19 protein-coding genes are annotated in these 22,204 nt (G+C 68.2%); 14 read left to right on the forward strand and 5 right to left on the reverse strand.

What is annotated here, in order from left to right:
• Window positions 1-189: 189 nt before the first annotated feature.
• The 3 genes from EV147_RS12165 to EV147_RS12175 all read left to right on the forward strand — a co-directional run bounded on the left by EV147_RS12165 (window position 190) and on the right by EV147_RS12175 (window position 4,008).
• Entirely contained in the window at window positions 190-1,374 is a 1,185-nt protein-coding gene (locus EV147_RS12165; RefSeq protein WP_130391442.1) for a CaiB/BaiF CoA transferase family protein, read from the forward strand.
• 138 nt (window positions 1,375-1,512) lie between these two features.
• A complete protein-coding gene (locus EV147_RS12170) occupies window positions 1,513-2,475 on the forward strand; it encodes a Bug family tripartite tricarboxylate transporter substrate binding protein (protein WP_130391443.1) in 963 nt (320 codons plus the stop codon).
• 15 nt (window positions 2,476-2,490) lie between these two features.
• A complete protein-coding gene (locus tag EV147_RS12175) occupies window positions 2,491-4,008 on the forward strand; it encodes a class I adenylate-forming enzyme family protein (protein WP_130391444.1) in 1,518 nt (505 codons plus the stop codon).
• A gap of 21 nt (window positions 4,009-4,029) precedes the next feature.
• Here EV147_RS12175 and EV147_RS12180 read toward each other — a convergent pair whose 3' ends face one another.
• Window positions 4,030-4,932, reverse strand: a complete 903-nt coding sequence (locus EV147_RS12180) for a LysR family transcriptional regulator (RefSeq protein WP_130391445.1) — start codon at window positions 4,930-4,932, stop codon at window positions 4,030-4,032.
• Between the two features lie 177 nt (window positions 4,933-5,109).
• Here EV147_RS12180 and EV147_RS12185 point away from each other — a divergent pair, with 177 nt between their 5' ends.
• Window positions 5,110-5,898: an enoyl-CoA hydratase/isomerase family protein gene (locus EV147_RS12185; protein ID WP_130391446.1), complete on the forward strand. Its 789-nt coding sequence runs from the start codon at window positions 5,110-5,112 to the stop codon at window positions 5,896-5,898.
• A 52-nt stretch (window positions 5,899-5,950) separates the two neighbouring features.
• On the opposite strand, the gene EV147_RS12190 is transcribed toward EV147_RS12185, so the two are convergent.
• Together EV147_RS12190 and EV147_RS12195 are read right to left on the reverse strand one after the other, a co-directional pair.
• Window positions 5,951-6,943: a tripartite tricarboxylate transporter substrate binding protein gene (locus tag EV147_RS12190; protein ID WP_235844705.1), complete on the reverse strand. Its 993-nt coding sequence runs from the start codon at window positions 6,941-6,943 to the stop codon at window positions 5,951-5,953.
• Between the two features lie 2 nt (window positions 6,944-6,945).
• Window positions 6,946-8,469 (reverse strand): class I adenylate-forming enzyme family protein, encoded by a 1,524-nt coding sequence (locus EV147_RS12195; protein WP_130391447.1) that lies wholly within the window; start codon window positions 8,467-8,469, stop codon window positions 6,946-6,948.
• Window positions 8,470-8,691: 222 nt separating this feature from the next.
• Here EV147_RS12195 and EV147_RS12200 point away from each other — a divergent pair, with 222 nt between their 5' ends.
• The 7 genes from EV147_RS12200 to EV147_RS12230 all read left to right on the forward strand — a co-directional run bounded on the left by EV147_RS12200 (window position 8,692) and on the right by EV147_RS12230 (window position 17,169).
• Window positions 8,692-9,885, forward strand: a complete 1,194-nt coding sequence (locus EV147_RS12200) for an acyl-CoA dehydrogenase family protein (RefSeq protein WP_130391448.1) — start codon at window positions 8,692-8,694, stop codon at window positions 9,883-9,885.
• Between the two features lie 10 nt (window positions 9,886-9,895).
• The gene (locus tag EV147_RS12205; RefSeq protein ID WP_130391449.1) at window positions 9,896-11,005 is read left to right on the forward strand and encodes an acyl-CoA dehydrogenase family protein; all 1,110 of its coding nucleotides are present in this window, start codon (window positions 9,896-9,898) and stop codon (window positions 11,003-11,005) included.
• A gap of 22 nt (window positions 11,006-11,027) precedes the next feature.
• Complete coding sequence (locus tag EV147_RS12210) at window positions 11,028-12,194, forward strand: thiolase domain-containing protein (protein WP_130391450.1); 1,167 nt, start codon at window positions 11,028-11,030, stop codon at window positions 12,192-12,194.
• Window positions 12,195-12,206: 12 nt separating this feature from the next.
• Window positions 12,207-12,620, forward strand: coding sequence for a Zn-ribbon domain-containing OB-fold protein (locus EV147_RS12215; RefSeq protein ID WP_130391451.1), 414 nt, complete (start codon window positions 12,207-12,209; stop codon window positions 12,618-12,620).
• A 2-nt stretch (window positions 12,621-12,622) separates the two neighbouring features.
• The gene (locus EV147_RS12220) at window positions 12,623-13,900 is read left to right on the forward strand and encodes a CaiB/BaiF CoA transferase family protein (protein ID WP_407923232.1); all 1,278 of its coding nucleotides are present in this window, start codon (window positions 12,623-12,625) and stop codon (window positions 13,898-13,900) included.
• Window positions 13,901-14,106: 206 nt separating this feature from the next.
• A complete protein-coding gene (gene glgX, locus EV147_RS12225; protein ID WP_130391453.1) occupies window positions 14,107-16,308 on the forward strand; it encodes a glycogen debranching protein GlgX in 2,202 nt (733 codons plus the stop codon).
• Window positions 16,309-16,380: 72 nt separating this feature from the next.
• Entirely contained in the window at window positions 16,381-17,169 is a 789-nt protein-coding gene (locus EV147_RS12230; RefSeq protein ID WP_157994681.1) for a thioesterase family protein, read from the forward strand.
• A gap of 17 nt (window positions 17,170-17,186) precedes the next feature.
• Here EV147_RS12230 and EV147_RS12235 read toward each other — a convergent pair whose 3' ends face one another.
• A complete protein-coding gene (locus EV147_RS12235) occupies window positions 17,187-18,305 on the reverse strand; it encodes an alkene reductase (RefSeq protein WP_130391455.1) in 1,119 nt (372 codons plus the stop codon).
• 306 nt (window positions 18,306-18,611) lie between these two features.
• Here EV147_RS12235 and EV147_RS12240 point away from each other — a divergent pair, with 306 nt between their 5' ends.
• Both EV147_RS12240 and EV147_RS12245 read left to right on the forward strand, forming a co-directional pair.
• Entirely contained in the window at window positions 18,612-19,133 is a 522-nt protein-coding gene (locus tag EV147_RS12240; protein WP_130391456.1) for an RrF2 family transcriptional regulator, read from the forward strand.
• Window positions 19,134-19,156: 23 nt separating this feature from the next.
• Entirely contained in the window at window positions 19,157-20,068 is a 912-nt protein-coding gene (locus EV147_RS12245) for a LysR family transcriptional regulator (RefSeq protein WP_130391457.1), read from the forward strand.
• 10 nt (window positions 20,069-20,078) lie between these two features.
• Here the strand turns inward: EV147_RS12245 and EV147_RS12250 are convergent, their stop codons facing one another.
• A complete protein-coding gene (locus EV147_RS12250; RefSeq protein WP_198680230.1) occupies window positions 20,079-20,567 on the reverse strand; it encodes a cupin domain-containing protein in 489 nt (162 codons plus the stop codon).
• Window positions 20,568-20,843: 276 nt separating this feature from the next.
• Between EV147_RS12250 and EV147_RS12255 the strand changes: the two genes are divergently transcribed.
• On the forward strand, window positions 20,844-22,175 hold the full coding sequence (locus EV147_RS12255; protein WP_130391458.1) for an epoxide hydrolase family protein: 1,332 nt from the start codon (window positions 20,844-20,846) through the stop codon (window positions 22,173-22,175).
• Window positions 22,176-22,204 lie beyond the last annotated feature (29 nt).

Raw genomic sequence — 22,204 nt, forward strand, 5'->3', positions numbered from 1 at the left:
CTGGCGTGCCCCGGATGGACCGCCGCTGCCGGCAACCGCCTGAACCAGACTCTACGGAGCACGCACGGGCATGTCGTGCGCCAAACGAACCAATTTGCGTGGCACGGCCCGATTGGTCCGAACGGACCACGACGCGCGCGACGGCCGGTGGAACAATCGGCCACATTGCCCACCTTCCCCCTGACGACCATGAGCGGACCCCTGGCTGGCCTGAAGATCCTCGATTTCTCCGCCCTGCTGCCCGGGCCGTTCGCCACGCTGGCACTGGCCGACCTGGGCGCCGACGTGATCCGCGTGGAAGCGCCCGGGCGCCCCGACGCCGTGCGGCGCCTGGCCCCGCAGCGCCACGGCGCGTCGGCCGCGCACGCCTGGCTCAATCGCAACAAGCGCTCGCTGGCACTCGATCTGAAACACCCCGAGGCGCCGGAGATCGTGCGGCAACTGATCGCCACGCATGACATCGTGGTCGAGCAGTTCCGCCCCGGGGTGATGGCGCGGCTCGGACTCGGCTACGCGCAGTTGCGCGAGCACAATCCGGCGCTGATCTATTGCTCGATCACCGGCTACGGCCAGGACGGCCCATACCGCGACCGCGCGGGCCACGACATCAACTACCTGTCGATCGCCGGTACGGCAAGCTACAGCGGGCGCGATGCGCCGGCGCCACTCGGCATCCAGGTGGCCGATGTGGCGGGCGGCAGCCTGCATGCCGCGCTGTCCATCCTGGCCGCGGTCGTGCACCGGGACCGCAGCGGCGCCGGGCAGGCCATCGACGTCAGCATGACCGACGCGGCCTTCAGCCTCAATGCGCTGTCCGGCGCTGCCTGTCTTGCCGGCGGCCGCGCGCCGCGCCCCGCCGCCGAAGGGCTCAACGGTGGCACTTTCTACGACTACTACGCCACGGCCGATGGCCGTCATTTCTCGGTGGGCAGCCTGGAACCGCAGTTCCTGGAGCGCTTCTGCGAGGCGATGGAACACCCGGAATGGCTTGCGCTGGCGAGATCCGACATGCCGGCGCTGAAGCGCGGCATCGCCGCCGCGTTCGCCAGCCGCCCGTTCGCCGCCTGGTGCGAAGTCTTTGCCGGGGTGGACTGCTGCGTGGAGCCGGTACTGACGCTGGAGGAAGCCGCCACCCATCCCCAGATGCAGGCGCGCGGCATGGTGGTGGACGTGCCCGTGCCCGGCACAGGGCAGGCGCTGCGCCAGATCGCCCATCCGGTACGCTACTCGGCCACGCCGGCCGCCTACCGGCATGCGGGCGAGCCGCTGGGCGGGCAGAGCCGCGAAATCCTGTCCGCCCTCGGCTACGACGACGCACGGATCGACGCGCTGGCCGCCGCTGGCACCACCACTCTCGGCGAGCGGCAGGCCTGAACCGCGGGGATGCGGCGCCGCACCATCTTCGCGCCGCTATCGCTTCCTCGAAGCCCACCTTAAACAAATGCAAATTGCCGGGGCGGCTGGCGTGCCCCACAGTGGTCTCCAACAAGAACCTGACAACAGGAGGAGACCATGGTGCGAATCATGCTCGCCGGCATGGTGCTGGCGCTGGCGCACGGGGCGGCGCTGGCCGATACCTTTCCCTCGCGGCCGATCCGGCTTCTGGTCGGCTACGCGCCGGGCGGCCCGGTGGATACCGCCGCCCGCATCTACGCGGACAACCTCGGCCGCGTACTGAAGCAGCCGGTGGTGGTGGATAATCGCGCCGGCGCCAGCGGAGCCATCGCGGCCGGCATGACGGCCAGCGCCAGGCCAGATGGCTACACGCTCTACTTCGTGGCCAGCCCCACGATGACGATGACCCCGCTGATCCAGAAATCGGTCAGCTTCAGGCCCGCACAGGATTTCAGCTACGTGGGGCTGATCACCGACTACACCAACGTCCTGCTGATCAACAAGGATTTCCCGGCGAAGAACGTCGAGGAGTTGGTCTCCTACGCGCGCAAGCACCCCGGCGACGTGAGCTTCGGCTCGGCCGGCGTGGGCGCGTCGAACCACCTTTCCGCCGAACTGCTGGCCCAGATGACCGGCGTGAAGATGCTGCATGTCCCCTACAAGGGCAATGCGCCGGCCATGGCCGATGTCATCAGCGGCAAGGTCACGTTCATGTTCGATATCACCGGAACGGCCATCGGCCACATCCAGGGCGGCAAGGTCCGCGCGCTGGCAGTCACCTCCAAAACCCGCAACGCCGCGCTGCCCAGCGTGCCGACGCTCGTGGAATCGGGCCTCAGGCAATACGACCTGACCGGCTGGTACGGTCTGGTCGGCCCGCTCGGGCTGCCGGCCGACGTGACCGATCGACTCGTCAAGGCGCAGCAGGCCGTGGGGCAGGACCCGGCATTCCGCACCCGCATGTCGGATGTGGGCTACGACCTCAACGTGACCGGCCCGGCACCGCTGCAGGACCGGATCAGGAAGGAACTGGCGCTCTGGGGCAATGTGGTCAAGACTGCCAATATCGAAGTGGAATAACGGGACTTCAGCGACATGCCGCAGGACAGGATCAGCGATATTCCTCGCCATTGGGCCAACCAGGCGCCCGAACGGGTGGCCGTCCACGAAGGCGAACGCCGCGTGACGTACGGGCAGCTCTGGGACGGTATCGGACTGGCGCGCGAGTATCTGGCGTCGCAAGGCGTGGGCGCCGGAGACCGCGTGATGATCATCGGCGAGAATTGCCTTGCACTGATCACGCTGGTGTTCGCGCTGTCAGAACTGGGCGCGTGGCCCGTGGTGACCAACGCGCGCCTCACGCCGCGCGAGATCGAGGAAATCCGCGCGCACTGCCGGCCCCGCCTGATGCTGTTCACGCTGGCGGCGTCGCCCGATGCGCTGCGCCACGGCCTGCTGTACCGCGCAAGGGAGATCGCCCCGGCCGGGCTTGGGCCGCTGATGGCGGCCGAGGTCGACCCGCGCAGCGAATCCGAACCCGAGGCGCTGGCCCGCGAGGTGGCCGCGCTGATCTATACCTCGGGCACCACCGGCAGCCCCAAGGGCGTGATGGTCACGCATCGCGGGCTGCTGCACTATGCCCGCGTCACCGCCGAGAGCCGCGCCATCGGACCCGGCGACTGCGCCTACGCCGTGATGCCGATGTCCCACATCTTCGGCCTCGCCACGTTGCTGCTGGCCACGTTCCAGGGCGGCGGCAGCCTGCATCTGGTAGCCCGGTTCAATGTCAACGATGCCTGCGACGCGCTGCAGCACGGCGCCATCTCGATCCTGCAAGGCGTGCCGGCGATGTTCAGCCGCCTGCTCGCCCAACTGGCACGGCAGGGCGTGAGCCGCCTCGACGCACCCCGGCTGCGCTATATGTATACGGGCGGCGGCCCGCTCGACCCGGCGCTCAAGCGCAACGTGGAGACGGTCTTCGGACAGCCGCTGCACCACGGGTACGGCATGACCGAATACGCGGGGTCGCTGTTCATCACGCGCCCGGACCGTCCGCGCGACGACTGCTCCGCCGGCGAGATTGTGGAGGGTGCGGAGTTGCGCGTGATGGGGGCTGACGGCCAGCCCGCGCCAGCAGGCACGCCCGGCGAACTGTGGGTTCGGGGGCCCGGCGTGATGCGCGGCTACTACCACGCACCGGAACAGACCGCCGAGGCGCTGCGCCCGGACGGCTGGCTCAACACCGGCGATATCGGCCGGCTCGGCCCCGACGGCGCGCTGTTCATCGTGGGCCGCACGCGCGACCTGATCATCCGCTCGGGCTTCAGCGTCTATCCGATCGAGGTGGAATCGGTCATCAACACCCACCCGACGGTGCGGCTGTCGGCCGTGGTTGGCCATCCTGCGGCGGACGGCAACGAGGAGATCGTGGCGTTCGTGGAAATCCGGGAGGGGGAACCGTTCGATCCGGCGGCCTTGCAGACCTATCTGGCCGAGCGGCTGTCGCCGTACAAGCGTCCGGCCCGCATCGTGCGCGTGGCGGCAATCCCCACCACGGCCAGCGGCAAGCTGCACAAGCACCAGTTGCGCGGCATGGTGGCCGAACTGGCCTGACCGGCAGCGCGTCGGGCCACGTCAGGCCGGATCACCCACGCCGTCAGCCACCAGCAGGTCCACCAGCTTGCGCGCGAATACCGGCAGCGCCTCGCGGTCGGCCACGCAGATCTGCAGCTTGCGTTCGGCCCAGTCATCCTCGATCTGGACGATATTCAGCGCCATGGTCTTCGCATGGCGCCGCGCGGTGCTCTCGGGCAGCACGCCGATGCCGACATTGGCCTCGATCATCCGCCCCGCCGTCTCGAAGTTGCTGACCTGGATGCGCCAGTGCAGGGTGCGCTGCAGATCGGCGGCGGCCCGCTTCAGGAAGTTGTGGATCGCGCTTTCCTCGGGCAGGCCAATGAAGTCGTAGTCGAGCGTCTCCACGAACCGCACCCGCTTGCGCTGCGCCAGCGGATGGCTCAACGCCGTGGCCAGCACCAGGCGGTCGAGCCGATACGGCATCACTTCGAGGCCATCCATGTTGACGCCGCTGGCCGCTATGCCGATGTCGACCATGCCCTCCTGCACCGCGCGCACGATATCGGGGCTGAGCCGTTCGCGGATATCGACCGTCACATCGGGGTGGTTGACGAGGTATGTGCGCAGCACGCCGGGCAGGAACTCGCTCATGGCGGTGGTGTTGGCGAACACGCGCACGTGGCCCTTGATGCCCGAAGCGTATTCCTGCAGGTCGCCGCTCAACTGCTCGATCTGGCGCAGCACCCGGCGCGCGTGGGCCAGCAAGGTCTCGCCGGCCGGCGTGACCTTGACGCCCTGGCTGCTGCGGCTCAGCAGCTTGACACCCACCTGTTCCTCCAGGTTCTTGATGCGCGTGCTGGCGGCGGGAAGCGACAGGTGACAACGTTCTGCACCGCGGGTCAGGCTGCTGGCTTCCGCAATATGCGTGAAGAGATTCAGATCGACCAGATCGAAGCGCATGTCGTTGTCTCCAGGATAATCGGCGATTATCCCCCGATTGCGCTGCGCCGCGCCATTCTGGCAACCCCGGAGCGTGGCCTTCCGGTGCGCCGAACGCCGGCTTCCAGACACAGCAAGATCCGAACCGCCGCGCTTGGGTATGCTGTGCCATTGCCCATCATTCCCCGGAGACCCCACATGGCAGAGCCCGATACGTTGCGCGTGACGCTGGAGGACGGCGTCGCCACGCTGACGCTGAACCGGCCGGAGCAGAAGAACGCCCTGAACCCGCCCATCCGCGACGCGCTGCGCGAGACCGTGCAGCAGATCCGCGCCGACCGCACGGTACGCGCGGTAGTGCTGCGCGGCGCCGGCACGGACTTCTGCTCGGGCGGCGATATCCGTTCGATGAACGTCACCGATGCCGACGCCGGACGCAACCGCATGGACGACCTGCACGGCTGGGTTGCCATGCTGGCCGACCTCGATCGCCCGGTGGTCGCGGCGGTAGACGGCGTGGCGTACGGCGCCGGCTTCAGCCTCGCGCTGCTGGCCGATTTCATCGTGGCCTCGCCGCGCGCCCGCTTCTGCATGCCGTTCATGAAGGTAGGACTGGTGCCGGACTGCGGCGCGCTCTACACGCTGCCGCGCGTGGTGGGCATGGCCCGCGCCCGCGAGCTGGTCTTCAGCGCGCGCGAAATCCAGGCCGAGGAAGCGCGCCAGATGGGCGTGGTGTTCGAGATCGTGGAGCAGGACCGGCTCTTCAGCCGTGCCGACCAGCTGGCGCGCAGCCTCGCCAGCGCCTCGCCTGCAGCCTATGCGTTGACCAAACGCGCGCTGAACCAGTCGCTGGACAGCGATCTGCGGGCCATGCTGGAACTGGAAGCGCTCGGCCAGGGCATCGCGTTCACGACCGATTATCACAAGGAGGCCGTGCGGCGTTTCAAGGAGAAGGAGGCGCCGTTGTTCCAGTGGGCGGTGACGTAGCCCAACCGTTCATGGCTCCCCGCTCCCGCAAAGCAGGAGCGGGGAGTAACCCTTACCCCGCCGTGATCCCCGCGGCCTTGATCACCTTGCCCCACTTGACGATCTCGGCATGGAGCCGCTGCCGCATCTGCGCCTGCGTGCCGGGATCGGCTTCCGCGCCGGCCTGCAGCAGGCGCTGCTTCACGCTGGCGTCGCCCATCGCCACGTTGAAATCGGCGTTGATCTTGTCGAGCACCGCTTTCGGAGTCTGGGCGGGCGCGAACAGCGCGGCCCAGGAGTATGCCTCGTAGCCCGGCAGACCCGATTCCGCGACCGTCGGCACGTCCGGCAGCATGCCCGAGCGCTGGCGGCTGGCCACGCCCAGCACCTTGATGCGGCCAGTCTTGATGTGCTGCAGGGCAGTCGGGGCGTCGCTGAACATCAGCTGCACCTGGCCGCCGAGCAGGTCATTCATCGCCGGGCCACTGCCCTTGTAAGGCACGTGCTGCAGCTTCGTGCCGGCTTCCATGTTGAACAGTTCGCCGGCCAGATGGGTACCGCCGCCATTGCCGGACGAACCGTACGACAGCGTCCGTCCGGGCTGCTTCGCGTAGGCGATCAGTTCCTTGATGTTGCTGGCCGGCACCGACGGGTGAGCCACCACGAACACCGGGAACATCGCCGCAAAGCTCACCGGCGCGAAGTCCTTCTCGATGTCGTACGGCAGCTTGCCCATCAGCGAAGGATTGACCGCGTGGTGGATCGAGCCGAGGAACAGCGTGTAGCCGTCGGGTGCCTCCTTCGCCGCGATACTGGCGCCAATGGTGCCGCCCGCCCCCGCGCGGTTGTCGATGACGATCGGCTGCTTCCAGATCTCGCCAAGGCGTTGGCTGAAGATGCGCGCGGTGCTGTCCACCGGACCGCCAGGCGGAAACGGCACGATCAGCCGCACCGGCTTGGCGGGCCAGGTGTCCTGCGCCAGCACCGCAAGCGGATGCGCGGCCGCGGCCAACAGGCCGGCGCCGAGTAGCCGCCGACGCATGGCGGAGTGGGAAGAACGGGTCATGGCTAGTCTCCTTGGGACATCATCGAACCGGCCTGCTCCCGCAGCACGCGCTTGAGGATCTTGCCGTTGTTGTTGGTGGGCAGTTCGGCCAGCGCCACGATCCGGGCCGGGCGCTTGTAGGGGGCGAGCCGGCTGCGCAGGTGCTCGCGCAGCGCGGCGGGTTCGAGCGGCGCGCCGGGGCGCAGCTCGACGAAAGCGACGATTTCCTCGTTGCCGTCACCCTCGGGGCGCCCCACCACCGCCGAGCGCTGGATGCTCGGGTGCGTGTTCAGGGCCGTCTCCACCTCGGCCGGATACACGTTGAAGCCCGAGCGGATGATCATTTCCTTGAGCCGGCCCACCACGAACAGCGCGCCGTCCGCGTGCATCTCGCCGAGATCGCCGCTGGCATACCAGCCGCCGTCGCGCATCACGGCGGCCGTGGCCTCCGGATCGCGGAAATAGCCCGGCATCAGCCCCCTGCCCCGCAACCAGAGTTCGCCGCGCTCGCCAAGCGGCAGCGGCCGGCCGGTGGCCGGGTCAGTGACCTGCACCTCGGCTTCCGCCACCGCGTAGCCAGCGCTGGTGTCGGGGCGCTGCTCTCCCAGGCGTGTCACGTGAACCGAGCCGGCGTACTCGGAGAGTCCGTAGCCATGGTGCAGCGCCAGGCCGAACATCGCCTCCACGCGCTGTTTCAGCGCGAGGTCGAGCGGACCCGCACCGGTATAGAGGTAGCGCAGCGCCGGCGCCACCGGCTTGGTGATGCCGTGTTGCTGCAGATGTGCCATCAGGCGCGAGAACAGCGTCGGCGGACCCTGCAGTTGCGACACGCCGTGGTGGGCCAGCGCGTCGAGCAGGTCGTCGGGATCGAACTGGGGGCGCATCACGAGCTGGGCACCCGAGAGCAACGAACTGATCAGCACCGTGCCGAGACCGAAGATATGCGTCATCGGCACGAAGGCGTAGCTGCGGTCCGCCGGGGTCAGCGCGCGGGCATCGCGCGTGACGCGTGCAAAGTGGATCAGCGCGTCGTGGGTCAGCATCACGCCTTTCGGCTCGCCCGTGGTGCCGGACGTGAAGATCAGCGCGGCCACGGCGTCGCGCAGCGGGCCGGGCTCGATCTGCGCCTCCGGGCGCACCGCCGAACGCAGCATGCCGGGCAGCGCCGACAGTGTGGCGTCGAAACGCGCGGCGTGCGCGGCGGCGGTCGGCGACGCCGCGGCCGTGAAGTACACCACGCGGGCGTCGGCCCGCTCGGCAAACGCCTCGATCTCGCCGGGGGCCATGCGCGCGTTGACGCCGCAAGACCAGGCGCCGACGCGGCTGCACGCCACGATCAGCGCGGCATGCTCGGGACAGTTCTCCGCCACCACCATCACGCGGTCGCCGGGGCGTACATCCAGCGCCCGCAGTTCGGTCTCGGCAATGTACGCCAGCGCCCCAAGCTCGGCGAACGTGACGCAGCGGCCATCGGGCAGGTGGATGAACGGCTGGTCGGGCGCCTCGGTCAACCAGTGGTCAAGCAGGTGATGAATACGCTGGGTCACGCTGGCCATCCTTTTTCAATCCTTGGAAGTGGTGGGCGCAGCATGAGCGCAAAGCCGGGGCCGCGCCATTCGTAAATCGCAAGGCCCGCCTTTGCTTCGCTGAAACCGCACTGCGGTACGGGCCGGCCGCCGCATTCCGCATAGCTAAAGCCCGGATTCGGCAAACCTGAACCAGCGAGGCGGGGCCGCCCCTAGAATCGGTAGCACCGAGGAGACAACCCCATGGACCTGCGTTTTTCAAAAGAAGAAGACCACTTCCGCCAGGAAGTCCGCGCCTTTGTCCAGGCCAGCCTGCCAGCGGACATCCGCGACAAGGTGCTGGGCCACCGCCGGGTGGAGAAGGACGACTACGTGCGCTGGCACCGCATCCTGCACGCACAGGGCTGGGGCGCGCCGACCTGGCCCACCGAATGGGGCGGCACCGGCTGGAATGCGCTGCAGCGCCTGATCTTCGAGATCGAGACCCTGCAGGCCGGCGCGCCGCGCCTGCTGCCGTTCGGGCTGACCATGATCGGCCCGGTGCTGATGAAATACGCCAGCCAGGAACACCAGGAGCGGTTCCTGCCGCGCATTCCCACCGTGGAGGATTTCTGGTGCCAGGGCTATTCGGAGCCCGGCGCCGGCTCTGACCTGGCATCGCTGCGCACCCGCGCGGAGCGGCGCGGCGACAAGTTCATCGTCAACGGGCAGAAGACCTGGACCACCATGGCCCACTTCGCCGACTGGATTTTCTGCCTCGTCCGCACCGACCCCGAGGCCAAGGCGCAGGAAGGCATCTCGATGCTGCTGATCGACATGAAATCGCCGGGCGTGACGGTCAGGCCGATCAAGACGCTCGACGGCGGCCATGACGTCAATGAAACCTGGTTCGAGGACGTCGAGGTGCCGGTGGCCAACCTGCTCGGCGAGGAGAACCGTGGCTGGACTTACGCCAAGTACCTGCTCGGCCACGAGCGGACCGGCATTGCCGGCATCGGCCACTGCTACCGCGAACTGCGCCAGCTGAAACACTATGCTGCGGAAGTCAGCGACGGCCGGGGCCGGCCGCTGGTCGAGGATCCCCGCATGCGCGACCGCATCGCCCGCGTGGAGATGGACCTGCTGGCGCTGGAAATGCTGCTGTTGCGCGTGGCCACGCAGGCCGCCGGCACGCCGGGCCCCGAGGCATCGCTGGTCAAGATCCGTGGCTCGGAGTTGCAGCAGGACATCGCCATGCTGCAGATGGAGGTGGCCGGCCCGGACGGCTGGCCCTATGCAGCCGATTGGCTTGATGCCGGCGCGCCGCGCCCGGCCAGCGGCCCGGGCTGGGCCACGCCCGCCGCCGCCACGTACTTCGACATGCGCAAGGCCTCGATTTACGGCGGCTCCACCGAGGTGCAAAAGAACATCATCTCCAAGATGATCATCGGCTTCTGAGGACGACGGCATGGATTTCACCTATAGCGAAGAACAGCAGATGCTGACCGACAGCCTGCGCCGCTTTGTCTCGACCGAATACACGTTCGACACCCGACGCCGCAACGCGCGCGAGCATGGCAGCTTCGACCCCCATATCTGGTCTGCCTTGTCCGAAATGGGCGTGGCCGGCCTGTCGGTGCCGGCCGAACATGGCGGATTCGGCGAAGGCCCCGCCACGCAGGCCGTGGTGCAGCGCGAACTGGGCCGCGCACTGGTGCAGGAGCCCGTGATTCCCGGCGGCGTCATCGCCCCGGCCATCCTGCGCGGTTTCGCGCCGCCCGAGATGCAGGCGGCCTGCCTGCCCGCCGTCGCGAGCGGCGAGACAATCTTCGCCATCGCCTATCTGGAACCCGGCACCCGCTATCGCGCGGAAGCCGCCCGCGCACAGGCGCGCCGGGAAGCGTCCGGGGCCTATGTGCTGAGCGGCGCCAAATCCGCTGTCTGGCATGGGGCGGCGGCACACGCCTATATCGTCTCGGCATGGCTCGATGGCGCACTGGCGTTGTTCGTGGTGCAGCGCGACGCACCCGGGCTGACCGTTGCGGGCTACCCGACCATCGACCGCCTCGCCGGTGCCGACCTGACGCTGGCCGATACGCCCGCCACGCTGCTCACCGTGCAGGGACTCGAAGCGCTGGAACTCGGCCTTGACCACGGCATCGCGGCGCAGTGCGCGGCGGCGGCCGGCGCGATGGAGCGGCTGATCGAGATCACTGCCGAATACCTTGACACCCGCAGGCAGTTCGGCAAGCCGCTGGCCTCGTTTCAGGCGCTGCAGCACCGCGTGGCGGAGATGGTCATGCAGAAGGAGCTGGCGCTGTCGATGGCCTATGTGGCCGCGCAGGGCCTCGATGCCGCCGACGTGGCCGAACGCCGGCGCAAGGTCTCCGCCGCCAAGGTGGTGACCGCACGCGCCGCGCGCTTCGTCGGCCAACAGGCGGTACAGTTGCACGGCGGCATGGGCATGACCGACGAACTCGAGGTTGGCGACTATTTCAAGGCGCTGGCCATGGCGGACGTACTGCTGGGCGACTCCGACCTGCATCTCGAACGCTACACCGCCGCCATGGCGGCGTGACCGACAAGACCGAAGGAACTTCATGACGATCCACAGCAAGGCCTATATCGTAGGCGCCTACGAGCACCCGACCCGCAAGGCACCGGACAAGACCGTCGCCCAGTTGCACGCCGAAAGCGCGCGCGGCGCCCTGGAGGATGCCGGCCTGACGCTGGCCGATGTCGACGGCTATTTCTGCGCGGGCGACGCCCCCGGGCTCGGCATGGTCAACATGGTCGACTATCTCGGCCTGAACGCCCGCCACGTCGACTCCAGCGAAATGGGCGGCTCCTCGTATATCGCGCACGTCTCGCACGCCGCGCAGGCCATCGCCGCCGGCAAGTGCAACGTGGCGCTGATCACGCTGGCGGGCCGGCCCCGCTCGGAGGGGTCGAGCGGCACGCAGGCGCGCAACTGGGGCGCCAACCTGCCCGACCAGCCGTTCGAGGCGCCGTTCAACCCGGTGACGGTCAACCTGTATGCCATGGTCGCGCAACGCCACATGTACGAGTACGGCACCACGCCCGAACAGCTTGCATGGATCAAGGTGGCGGCATCGCACCACGCACAGCACAACCCCAACGCCATGCTGCGCGAGCTGGTGACGGTCGAGGACGTGGTCAACTCGCCGATGATCTCGGACCCGCTGCACCGTCTGGATTGCTGCGTGGTGTCCGACGGCGGCGGTGCACTGGTGGTGGCGCGCCCCGAGATCGCGGCCACGCTGAAGCGCCCGAGGATCAAGGTGCTGGGGGCCGGCGAGCACGTCAAGGGCCTGCTCGGCGGACAGGTGGACCTGTCGTGGTCCGCCGCGAAGATCTCGGGCGCGGCAGCGTTCGCCGAGGCCGGCGTGACCCCCTCCGATATCCAGTACGCGTCGATCTACGACAGCTTCACGATCACGGTACTGATGCAGCTGGAAGATCTCGGCTTCTGCAAGAAGGGCGAAGGCGGCCGGTTCGTGATGGACGGCAACCTGATCTCCGGCGTCGGCAAGCTGCCGATCAACACCGATGGCGGCGGCCTCTGCAACAACCATCCGGCCAACCGTGGCGGCATCACCAAGGTGATCGAGGCCGTGCGGCAGTTGCGCGGCGAGGCACACCCGGCCGTGCAGGTCCGGGACTGCGGACTGGCGCTGGCCCAGGGCACGGGCGGCTACATGGGGTCGCGCCACGGCTCGGCCACCCTGATCCTCGAACGCGAATAAAGGAAGACAGCGATGACCACGCCTTACGTACCCACGCCCTACAAGGCCCCGGACGAACTGCCGGACAACGCCGCCTTCTGGCAGGCCGCGCGCGAGGGCCGGCTGCTGGTGCGCCATTGCACCGGCTGCGGCAAGCCGCACTGGTATCCGCGCACGCTCTGCCCGTTCTGCATGGGCGACACCGAATGGAAGACGGCCTCGGGGCTGGGCGAGATCTATTCGTTCAGCATCACGCGCCGCGCCGGGCCGAATCCGTTCTGCATCGCCTACGTGCGCCTGGACGAAGGGGTCACGATGATGACCCATATCGTCGACACCGACCTCGACCGTGTGCGCATCGGCCAGCGGGTCAGGGTCCGCTTCGCGCCCACCGATGGCGACGGCAGCGCGCCCGTGCCGGTTTTCGCACCGGTCGAGGCGGCATGACGATGGCCGGCGCCGCCCCGCTCCCGCCGCCGTCGCGCCAGACCGGCGCGCTGAGCCACTTGCGCGTGCTCGACCTGTCGCGCGTGCTGGCCGGCCCCTGGTGCTCGCAAAACCTCGCCGACATGGGCGCCGATGTCATCAAGATCGAGAAGCCCGGCACCGGCGACGATACGCGCCACTGGGGTCCGCCGTACCTCGACGGCACCGATGGCCCGACGCCCCAGGCCAGCTATTTCGCCGCGTGCAACCGCAACAAGCGCTCGGTCACGGTGGACATCGCCACGCCGGACGGCCAGCAACTGGTGCGCGACCTGGCGCTGCAGAGCGATGTCGTCATCGAGAACTACAAGACCGGCGGCCTCAAGCGCTACGGGCTCGACTACGACGCGCTCGCGGCACTCAATCCGCGTCTGGTCTACTGTTCGATCACCGGTTTCGGCCAGACCGGGCCGTACGCGGCCCGCCCCGGCTACGACCTGCTGGTGCAGGCGATGAGCGGCCTGATGAGCATCACCGGGCAGCCAGACGGCGAACCCGGCGCCGGGCCGATGCGGGTGGGCGTGGCCGTCATCGACGTGTTTACGGGCATGTACGCGACCACGGCAATCCTCGGCGCCATCGAGGCGCGCCACCATACCGGGCGCGGCCAGCGCATCGACATCGCGCTGCTCGACGTCGCCATGGCGGTACTGGCCAACCAGGGCGCCGGCTACCTCAACGCCGGCGTGGTGCCCTCGCGCCAGGGCAACGTGCACCCGAGCGTGGTCCCCTACCAGGACTTTCCCACCGCGGACGGCGACATGCTGCTGGCGATCGGCAACGACGGCCAGTTTGCCCGCTTCTGCGAGGTGGCCGACGTGGACTGGGCCCGCGACGCCCGCTACACCACCAACAGCAGCCGCGTGACCCATCGGGACACGCTGATTCCGGCGATGTCCGCCATCACGCGGACCCGCCCTACCGCCGAGTGGATCCGCCTGCTGGAAGCCGCAACGGTGCCCTGCGGCCCGATCAACGACATCGGCCAGGCGTTTGCCGACCCGCAGGTGCAGGCGCGCGGGCTGCGGGTGGAGCAGTACCGGTACGCGGCTGGCGAGGGGGCGACGGACCCCGTGAACCGGGTCTGCACGACGGCCAGCCCTTTGCGGCTGCAGGACACCCCGCCAACGCTGCGCCATGCGCCGCCTGCGCTGGGGCAGCATACCGAGGAAGTGTTGCGCGAGTGTCTGGGGCTGGATGCCGACGCGGTGGCCGGGTTGAGAGCCAAGGGCGTGCTTTAGCATCCGCCGCCGTTGGCTCCGCTCTCTCGCGGCGCGGGAGAGCGGAACAAGACGCCATCGCAAAATTTACCGCCCTGCCGCCACCGCACCCGGCAAACTTTTCCCTCCCTCCCCGCCATCCCGCATCGCGCCGCCCCCCGCGCCCCGGCACGGCTCCTGCTTTACCGCCACCCCAGAGCCAGATATTCCATGCGGAGAAAAAAACCATGCGCGACCCGCGAATCAGCGAGGGCAATCCCTTTCCCCTTGGCGCCACCTGGGACGGCAGCGGCGTCAACTTTGCGCTGTTCTCGGCCCATGCCACGCGTGTCGAGTTGTGCCTGTTCGATGCCGATGGCAAGCAGGAGATCGAGCGGATCGACCTGCCCGAGTACACCGACGAAGTCTGGCACGTCCGGATCGACGGGCTGGGCCCCGGCACCGTCTACGGCTACCGGGTGCACGGTCCTTACGAGCCGGAGAACGGCCACCGCTTCAACCCGAACAAGCTGCTGCTGGACCCGTACGCCAAGGCGTATGCCGGCGAACTGCGCTGGGATCATGCGGTGTTCGGCTACACGATCGGCGCCGAGGGTGACGACCTGACGTTCGATGAGCGCGACAGCGCGCCCTTCGTCCAGAAATGCGTCGTGGTGGACCGGGGCTTCACGTGGGAACACCCGCTGGGCAACCGCGTGCCGTGGGACCAGAGCGTGATCTACGAAGCCCATGTGCGGGGTCTGACGCGCCTGCATCCGCACGTCCCCGAGAAGCTTCGCGGCACATTCGCCGGGCTGGGACAGCGCGCGGTGATCGACTACCTGAAGAGCCTCGGCATCACCTCGGTGGAGCTGCTGCCGATCCACGCCTTCGTCAACGACAGCCATCTGCTCGACAAGGGCCTGACCAACTACTGGGGCTACAACACGATCGGCTTCTTTGCCGCCGACCAGCGCTTCCTGTCGGGCCGGGCCGGCGACATCCAGGAGATCAAGCAGACCATCGACCGCTTTCACGAGGCCGGGCTCGAAGTCATCATGGACGTGGTCTACAACCACACCGCCGAGGGCAGCGAGCGCGGGCCGACGCTGTCGTTCCGCGGCATCGACAACGCGTCGTACTATCGGCTCCTGCCCGACCAGAAGCGCTATCACATCAACGATACCGGCACCGGCAACACGCTGAACCTGTCGCATCCGCGCGTGCTGCAGATGGTGACCGACAGCCTGCGCTACTGGGTCAGCGAGATGCAGATCGACGGCTTCCGCTTCGACCTTGCCACCATCCTCGCCCGCGAGCCCGATGGATTCGATTACCAGAGCGGGTTCCTGAAAGCCTGCCGGCAAGACCCGATCCTCTCCAGCGTCAAGCTGATTGCCGAGCCATGGGACTGCGGCCCGGGCGGCTACCAGGTGGGCAACTTCCCGCCGGGCTGGGCCGAATGGAATGACCGCTACCGTGACACGACGCGCCGCTTCTGGAAGGGCGACGAAGGCATGGCCGCCGAACTGGCAACGCGGCTGACCGGCTCGGCCGACCTGTTCGACCACCGGGGCCGGCGCCCCTGGGCCAGCGTCAACTTCATCACCGCGCACGATGGCTTCACGCTCAACGACCTTGTCAGCTACAACGACAAGCACAACGAGGCCAATGGCGAGGACAACAACGACGGCAGCTCTGACAACAACGCCTGGAACTGCGGCGCCGAGGGGGCCACCGACGATGCCGACATCGTGGCGCTGCGCGAGCGCCAGAAACGCAACCTGCTGGCCACGCTGCTGTTCTCGCAAGGCACGCCGATGCTGTGCGCCGGCGACGAGTTCGGCCGCACCCAGCACGGCAACAACAACGCCTACTGCCAGGACAACGAGATCAGCTGGGTGAACTGGGAGCGCGACGAGGCGGGACAGGCGCTGACCTCGTTCGTGCAGAACCTGATCACGCTGCGCCGCAAGTTGCCGGTGCTGCGCCGCAGCCGCTTCCTGAGCGGAGCACTCGACGAATCGCTTGGCGTGGCAGAAGTGCGCTGGCTCTCGCCGTCCGGCGACGACCTGACGCCCGAACAGTGGGACGATGGCGCGATGCGCTGCTTCGGCATGGTGCTGGACGGCCGTGCGCGGTCTTCCGGCATTCGCCAGCCCGCTTCCGACGCCACGGTACTGCTCGTGTTCAATGCCCACCATGACGTGGTCAACTTCACGCTGCCCGACATTCCCGGGGATGACCGCTGGACCTGCCTGATCGACACCAATGCCCCGGCTCGCGACGAGTTGCCGGCATTCCAGTCCGGCGACACCTACCAGGTCACGGGACACTCGCTGCTGCTGTTCTCGCTGGCCACGCGGGGCGCCACGCAGCGCGTGTTCGACGAACTGGAACAGACGCTGACCGAAGTCGATTCCCCAGAGACCGGGCAGGGTCACGCCTAGGACCGGGGCCGCGCGGGCGGGGGCATCCTGCGGTACCATGCAGCCACTCTATTTCGACTGCAGAGGTGTGCTGTGTCCCTTCCCCGCAGCATCTTCGAAGTATCGGGCGACACCGTGGAATCCACGGTCCTGTCGCGCGGCCCATGGAACCCCGGCGCCCAGCATGGCGGTGCGCCCGGTGCGCTGCTGGCCGTGATGGCCGACCGCGCGATGGCCGGGGAGCCGGGCTGGGCGATGTCCCGCCTCACGCTCGAATTCGTGCGGCCCGTGCCCGTGGCGACGCTCCGGGCCATCGTGACGCCGCAGCCGGGCGGCGCCGTGCGGCGCGTACGCGTGGAACTGCAGCATGACGGCGTGACCGTGGTGCACGGCACGGCGGTCTACATGCGCGAACGGCCGCTCGACCTGGCCGCCACGCCTCTGGCGCCCACCCTCCCCCCGCCCGATGCCTGCGATACCCCGCTGCTGATTCCGGGCATGGAGCCGCAGACGTCATTCCACTACACGGCCATGGAAAGCCGCGTGGCCGCCGGTACCGTGCGCGAGCCCGGCCCGGCCGCCGTCTGGTTCCGCATCGCCGTGCCCGTGGTGGCGGACTGGCCGATCACCCCAGCCGCGCGGGCCATCGCGGCGGCCGACTTCGGCAATGGGATCAGCTGGGCGGTGCCGCTGCACCGGTTCGCCTTCGCCAATGCCGACCTCACCGTGTACCTGCATCGCCTGCCGCAAGGCGAATGGGTGGCCGCCGAATCGGAAACCATCGCGCAGCCCAATGGCATCGGGCTGGCGCGTACTACCCTTCACGACGAACTCGGCCCGGTCGGTGTGGCGCAGCAGGGGCTGATTTTCAAGCCCCGCTGATCCGCGTCGCGCCGTGCTCAGGCCGCCTTGGCGGGCAGCGCCGGATAGTCGGTGTAGCCGTGCACGCCGCCGCCGAACAGCGTATCGCGGTCGGTCGGGTTGAGCATCGCGCCGGTGCGCAGCCGTTCCGGCAGGTCAGGATTGGCCACAAACGGACGGCCAAACGCGATCAGGTCGGCCCAGCCTTCGCTCAGCGCAGCCTCCGCACGCGCAGCGGTGTACTTGCCGGCGTAGATCAACGTACCGGGGTAGACCGCGCGCAGGCGCTGCTTGAATGCCATCGGCATATCCGGCGCGTCCTCCCAGTCTGCCTCGGCAATGTGGATGTAGCCCACGCCGATTTCGCCCAGCAGTTTCGCGGCGGCCGTGTACGTGGTCTCGGGGTCGGCGTCGACGCAGCCATTGAGCGTGGTCAGCGGCGCCAGGCGGATGCCAACGCGATCCTTGCTGCCCGTGCCTTCCACCAGCGCGTTGGCCACTTCGCCGAGGAAGCGCAGCCGGTTTTCGACCGACCCGCCGTACTGGTCAGTCCGGTCGTTGGCGCCAGAGTCGATGAACTGGTTGACGAGATAGCCGTTGGCGGCATGCAGCTCCACCCCGTCGAAACCGGCTTCCATCGCGTTGCGGGCTGCCTGGCGGAACTGCCCGACGATCTCCTGGATCTCCGGGACGGCGAGCGCACGCGGCATCGACGCCTGGACGAAGCCCGGCTTGCCATCGTTGTCGGCCACGAACACGTTGACGCCGGTGGCCTGGATCGCCGACGACGATACCGGCGCCTGTCCGCCCAGCAGGCTGACGTGGCTCAGCCGCCCCACATGCCAGAGTTGCGCAAAGATGCGGCCACCAGCGGCGTGCACGGCATCGGTCACCTTGCGCCAGCCCGCAACCTGCTCGGGCGTGCAGATGCCCGGCGTCCACGCGTAGCCCTTGCCGAGCGGCGAAATCCACGTGCCTTCGCTGACGATCAGACCGGCGCCGGCGCGCTGGGCGTAGTACTCGGCCATCAGGGCGTTGGGCACATCACCGGGCTGGCTGGAGCGGGAGCGCGTCATCGGCGGCATGACGATGCGGTTCGGCAGTTGCAGGCTGCCGAACGCGTAGGGCTGGAACAAGGGATTCGGGGTGCGGGACATTGTGGCGCTCCATCAGGGAGAAAGTGTCGATGGAGGCCAGTGTGACGGCTTTGCCAGGGCCGATTAAGGCCCAATGGCGCGAATGTTTGTTGATTCGCACTCAACAATGCAGTGTTTTTCTTGGCGCAGCGCGATCAACCAGTGGTCCGGATGGGCGAGCCCGGTTCGCCAATGCCCACCGGCGCTGGCACGCCGGACGAAGACACCGGCACGTCACACAGCCGTGCCGGGGCGCCGGGGGTGTCTTGCTGCGGGGCGGCCGGTGGTATAGGCTTGCAACTACGATTTCCTGAGTCCTAGTTAAAAATGTCCCATATCAGTACAGGCGTCGAGTACGGGCTGCATTGCCTGCTCTATCTGTCACGGTCCAACATGGCCGTGGAAGAAGCCAGCGTGCGAGACCTGGCCGAGCTGCAGGGCATCCCGACCGAGTTCCTCGCCAAGCTGTTCACCAAGCTGGCGAAAGCCGGGCTGGTGGTGGCCACCGAGGGCATCAAGGGCGGGTTCCGGCTCGCGCGGTCGCCCTCGCGCATCACGGTCCTCGACGTGGTCGAGGCCATCGACGGCGACAAGCCGCTGTTCGAGTGCCGGGAGATTCGCGACCGCAATGCGGTGTTCGACGGCTGCCCGCCCGCCTGGGCCACGCGCGGCACGTGCACGGTGCACGCCGTCATGCTGGCCGCCGAGAAGGCCATGCGTGCCGAACTGAAGAACCACACGCTGGCCGACATCGCCGAGCGCACCACGGAGAAGCTCCCTGCCGCCTACGGCGGGCAGGTCGTCCAGTGGCTGACCGACCGCGCGGCCAACCGGCGCAGCGCCAGATAGTTTCGGCACGGTAACGACCCATCATGAAGCGTCAATTCGACGACCTGCAACTTGGCAGCATCGAACTCTTTTGCCTGGCGGCCGAACTGAGCAGCTTCACGTCGGCCGCCGTGGCCGCCGGCGTGACACCGGCGGCAGTCAGCCGCAGCGTCTCGCGGCTGGAGGAACGGCTTAACGTGCGGCTGTTCGTGCGTACCACGCGGCAAATCCGCCTGACCGACGAAGGCCGCGCCTACTTCGAACAGAGCCGGATCGCGCTTGCGCAACTGGTGGAGGCGGAACGGCAGATCAGCGGCCAGCACGCCGCGCCCGCCGGCCGCCTGCGCATCAGCCTGCCCACGCCCTATGCCCACTATCGTGTGTTGCCGGTGCTGCCGGCCTTCCGCGAGCGCTATCCCGAGGTCGAGATCGACGTCCACATCAGCAATCGCAACGTCGACTTCGCCGACGACCGCTACGACCTCTCGGTACGCGGCCGCGCGCCTGACGACTCGGGACTGATCGCCCGCAAGCTGGAGGATGCCGAACTGGTGGTGGTGGCCACGCCAGCCTACCTGAAGCGCCACGGCACGCCCGCATCGCCTGAAGACCTGCTGGCGCACGAGTGCATCCAGTTCGACGTGCCCAGCAGCGGCCGGCGGCTGCCGTGGCTATTGCGCCAGGATGGCGAGCAGGTAGAGCTGATGACGACGGGCGCGTATGCGGCCTCGGAGGATTACCTCGGCGGCGCCACGCTGGCGCGCGCCGGTGCCGGCCTGTTCCAGACCTACCGTTTCGTCGTGGAGGATGACCTGCGCAGTGGCGCGCTGGTCGAGATCATGCAGGCGTTCGGCGGCAGCTCGCGCCCGTTCATGTTGCTGTACCCGCACGCACGGCACATGTCGAGCCGGGTGCGGGCCTTCGTGGACTTCCTGGTCGAGAAGTTCGCCGACTGACCGGCGACGCCTACTTGTGGCGGGGGTCGTCCTCGGCGTGCACGTACTGCACGCCGAGCGGCCCGGTGCCGCTGACCTGCGTGACATAGCCTCCCGAGCGCGCCCAGTGGAAATGCGGCGTGCCGCCTGGCAGCACGACCACGCTGCCCGGCGGATAGGCCACGAGGCGCTGGGGGTTGAACTCGTCGCCGATGCCGATATAGAACACGCCCTCGATCACGGTGTAGATGCGGTCTTCGGGATGGACATGCGGCATCAGCTTGACGCCGGCCGGCACGCTGACCCGCACCACATACGGCCCGGCCGCCGCCGGATCGCCCACCAGCACCGCCAGCTGCGCGCGCTTCGGGAAGGCCGGGAACGATGACCACCGGATGTCCTCCCGCAGGATCGAGCCCGTGGCGTGGGGCGAAATCCCGGCCGCGTGCGCGGCACCCGCTGCCAGCACTGCGGCCGCCAGGCCCATCCAGATCCCGGGTCGTCTTGTCGTCGTCTTCATGTCATCTCCTGCGTCTGTCCGTATTACCGTTGCGCCCTTGGCGTGCAATGGACTATAGGAGCGGCGCCGCACCGGATAAACGACCCGGGCCGAACATGAATTGATACACGGCGGAACAAGTGCGGCGGGTCGGCCACCTGCAAGGGCTGGCGGGCGCTTCACTACAGAGCGATACAAAGCGCTCGCCGGGGCAGAACAAAACGGATACATCGGGCGGATACCTTGCCGGTTCCCGAGCCAGCGCATCGCAGGGCTCGACGCACAAGGAATCCGGACATGCCCAATCCCGATCGTTTCGCAAGCCGCCGCGCCATGCTCGGCGCAACCCTCGGCGCCCTTGGCGGCGGTGTCGTGCTCGCCATGACGCCGCTGGCCGCCCTCGCACAGACCGCCACGCAAGCCCCCGGCGCCGCCGGCCGGGGGCTTGGAGAGGACGCAGCCATCCGCCCGTTCCACTACCGCGCCCCGGACCAGGATCTGGCCGACCTGCGCCAGCGCATCGCGGCCGTCCGCTGGCCTGCCCGCGAACTCGTCGCCGACGGCACGCAGGGCGTGCAACTGGCAACGATGCAGAAGCTCGCGCGGTATTGGGCCACCGACTATGACTGGCGCCGGTTCGAAGCCCGGCTCGACGCCCTGCCGCAGTTCGTGACGCGCATCGACGGCGTGGACATCCATTTCATCCACGTACGATCGCGCCATCCGAACGCATTGCCCGTGATCATCACGCATGGCTGGCCCGGTTCGATCGTCGAGCAACTGAAGCTGATCGAGCCGCTGACGAATCCCACCGCGCACGGCGGCAGTGCGGCCGACGCCTTCGACGTGGTCATCCCGTCATTGCCGGGGTACGGGTTCTCCGGTACGCCGGAACAGGTGGGCTGGGACCCGGTGCGCATCGCGCGGGCCTGGAACCTTCTCATGAAGCGCCTCGGCTATCCGCGCTATGTGGCGCAGGGCGGCGACTGGGGCGACGCGGTCACCGAGCAGATGGCCGTGCAGGCGCCGCCCGAACTGATCGGTATCCATACGACCATGCCCGGCGCGGTGCCTCCGGCCATCGAGAAGCTGCTGCAAGCCGGCGCCCCGGCGCCCGCCGGCCTGCCAGCCGACGAGAAACGTGCCTACGACCAGCTCGATTTCTTCTACAAGCACGGCCTGGCCTACGCTCAGGAGATGACCAACCGGCCGCAGACGCTGTACGCGATCGACGATTCGCCAGTGGGGCTGGCCGCCTGGATGCTGGACCACGACGCCCGCAGCTATGAACTGATCGCCCGCGTGTTCGACGGACAACCGGAAGGGCTGACGCGCGACGATGTGCTCGACAACATCACGCTCTACTGGCTGACCAGAACCGGCGTATCGTCGGCGCGCCTGTATTGGGAGAACAAGCTCGCGTTCTTTGCGCCGAAGGGAGTGAAAATCCCCGTGGCGGTGAGTGCGTTCCCCGACGAGCTCTATCAGGCGCCACGGAGCTGGGTGCGGCAAGCGTTCCCGAACCTGCTGCACTACGGCCGCATGGAAAAGGGCGGGCACTTTGCCGCGTGGGAGCAGCCCCAGGCGCTGAGCGAGGAGCTGCGGACGGCGTTTCGAACCTTGCGTTGAGCGGCGGCGGGAAAGCCGAGCGCCCGCCC

This window comes from Cupriavidus agavae (genome assembly GCF_004217045.1).
In the GTDB taxonomy this organism is placed as follows: domain Bacteria; phylum Pseudomonadota; class Gammaproteobacteria; order Burkholderiales; family Burkholderiaceae; genus Cupriavidus; species Cupriavidus agavae.

Excerpts from the sequence above, each read along its gene's own strand:
- EV147_RS12165 (WP_130391442.1), top strand. The coding sequence starts at position 190 with ATGAGCGGACCCCTGGCTGGCCTGAAGATCCTCGATTTCTCCGCCCTG.
- EV147_RS12170 (WP_130391443.1), top strand. The coding sequence starts at position 1,513 with ATGGTGCGAATCATGCTCGCCGGCATGGTGCTGGCGCTGGCGCACGGG.
- EV147_RS12175 (WP_130391444.1), top strand. The coding sequence starts at position 2,491 with ATGCCGCAGGACAGGATCAGCGATATTCCTCGCCATTGGGCCAACCAG.
- EV147_RS12180 (WP_130391445.1), bottom strand. The coding sequence starts at position 4,932 with ATGCGCTTCGATCTGGTCGATCTGAATCTCTTCACGCATATTGCGGAA.
- EV147_RS12185 (WP_130391446.1), top strand. The coding sequence starts at position 5,110 with ATGGCAGAGCCCGATACGTTGCGCGTGACGCTGGAGGACGGCGTCGCC.
- EV147_RS12190 (WP_235844705.1), bottom strand. The coding sequence starts at position 6,943 with ATGACCCGTTCTTCCCACTCCGCCATGCGTCGGCGGCTACTCGGCGCC.
- EV147_RS12200 (WP_130391448.1), top strand. The coding sequence starts at position 8,692 with ATGGACCTGCGTTTTTCAAAAGAAGAAGACCACTTCCGCCAGGAAGTC.
- EV147_RS12205 (WP_130391449.1), top strand. The coding sequence starts at position 9,896 with ATGGATTTCACCTATAGCGAAGAACAGCAGATGCTGACCGACAGCCTG.
- EV147_RS12210 (WP_130391450.1), top strand. The coding sequence starts at position 11,028 with ATGACGATCCACAGCAAGGCCTATATCGTAGGCGCCTACGAGCACCCG.
- EV147_RS12215 (WP_130391451.1), top strand. The coding sequence starts at position 12,207 with ATGACCACGCCTTACGTACCCACGCCCTACAAGGCCCCGGACGAACTG.
- EV147_RS12220 (WP_407923232.1), top strand. The coding sequence starts at position 12,623 with ATGGCCGGCGCCGCCCCGCTCCCGCCGCCGTCGCGCCAGACCGGCGCG.
- glgX (WP_130391453.1), top strand. The coding sequence starts at position 14,107 with ATGCGCGACCCGCGAATCAGCGAGGGCAATCCCTTTCCCCTTGGCGCC.
- EV147_RS12235 (WP_130391455.1), bottom strand. The coding sequence starts at position 18,305 with ATGTCCCGCACCCCGAATCCCTTGTTCCAGCCCTACGCGTTCGGCAGC.
- EV147_RS12240 (WP_130391456.1), top strand. The coding sequence starts at position 18,612 with ATGTCCCATATCAGTACAGGCGTCGAGTACGGGCTGCATTGCCTGCTC.
- EV147_RS12245 (WP_130391457.1), top strand. The coding sequence starts at position 19,157 with ATGAAGCGTCAATTCGACGACCTGCAACTTGGCAGCATCGAACTCTTT.
- EV147_RS12250 (WP_198680230.1), bottom strand. The coding sequence starts at position 20,567 with ATGAAGACGACGACAAGACGACCCGGGATCTGGATGGGCCTGGCGGCC.
- EV147_RS12255 (WP_130391458.1), top strand. The coding sequence starts at position 20,844 with ATGCCCAATCCCGATCGTTTCGCAAGCCGCCGCGCCATGCTCGGCGCA.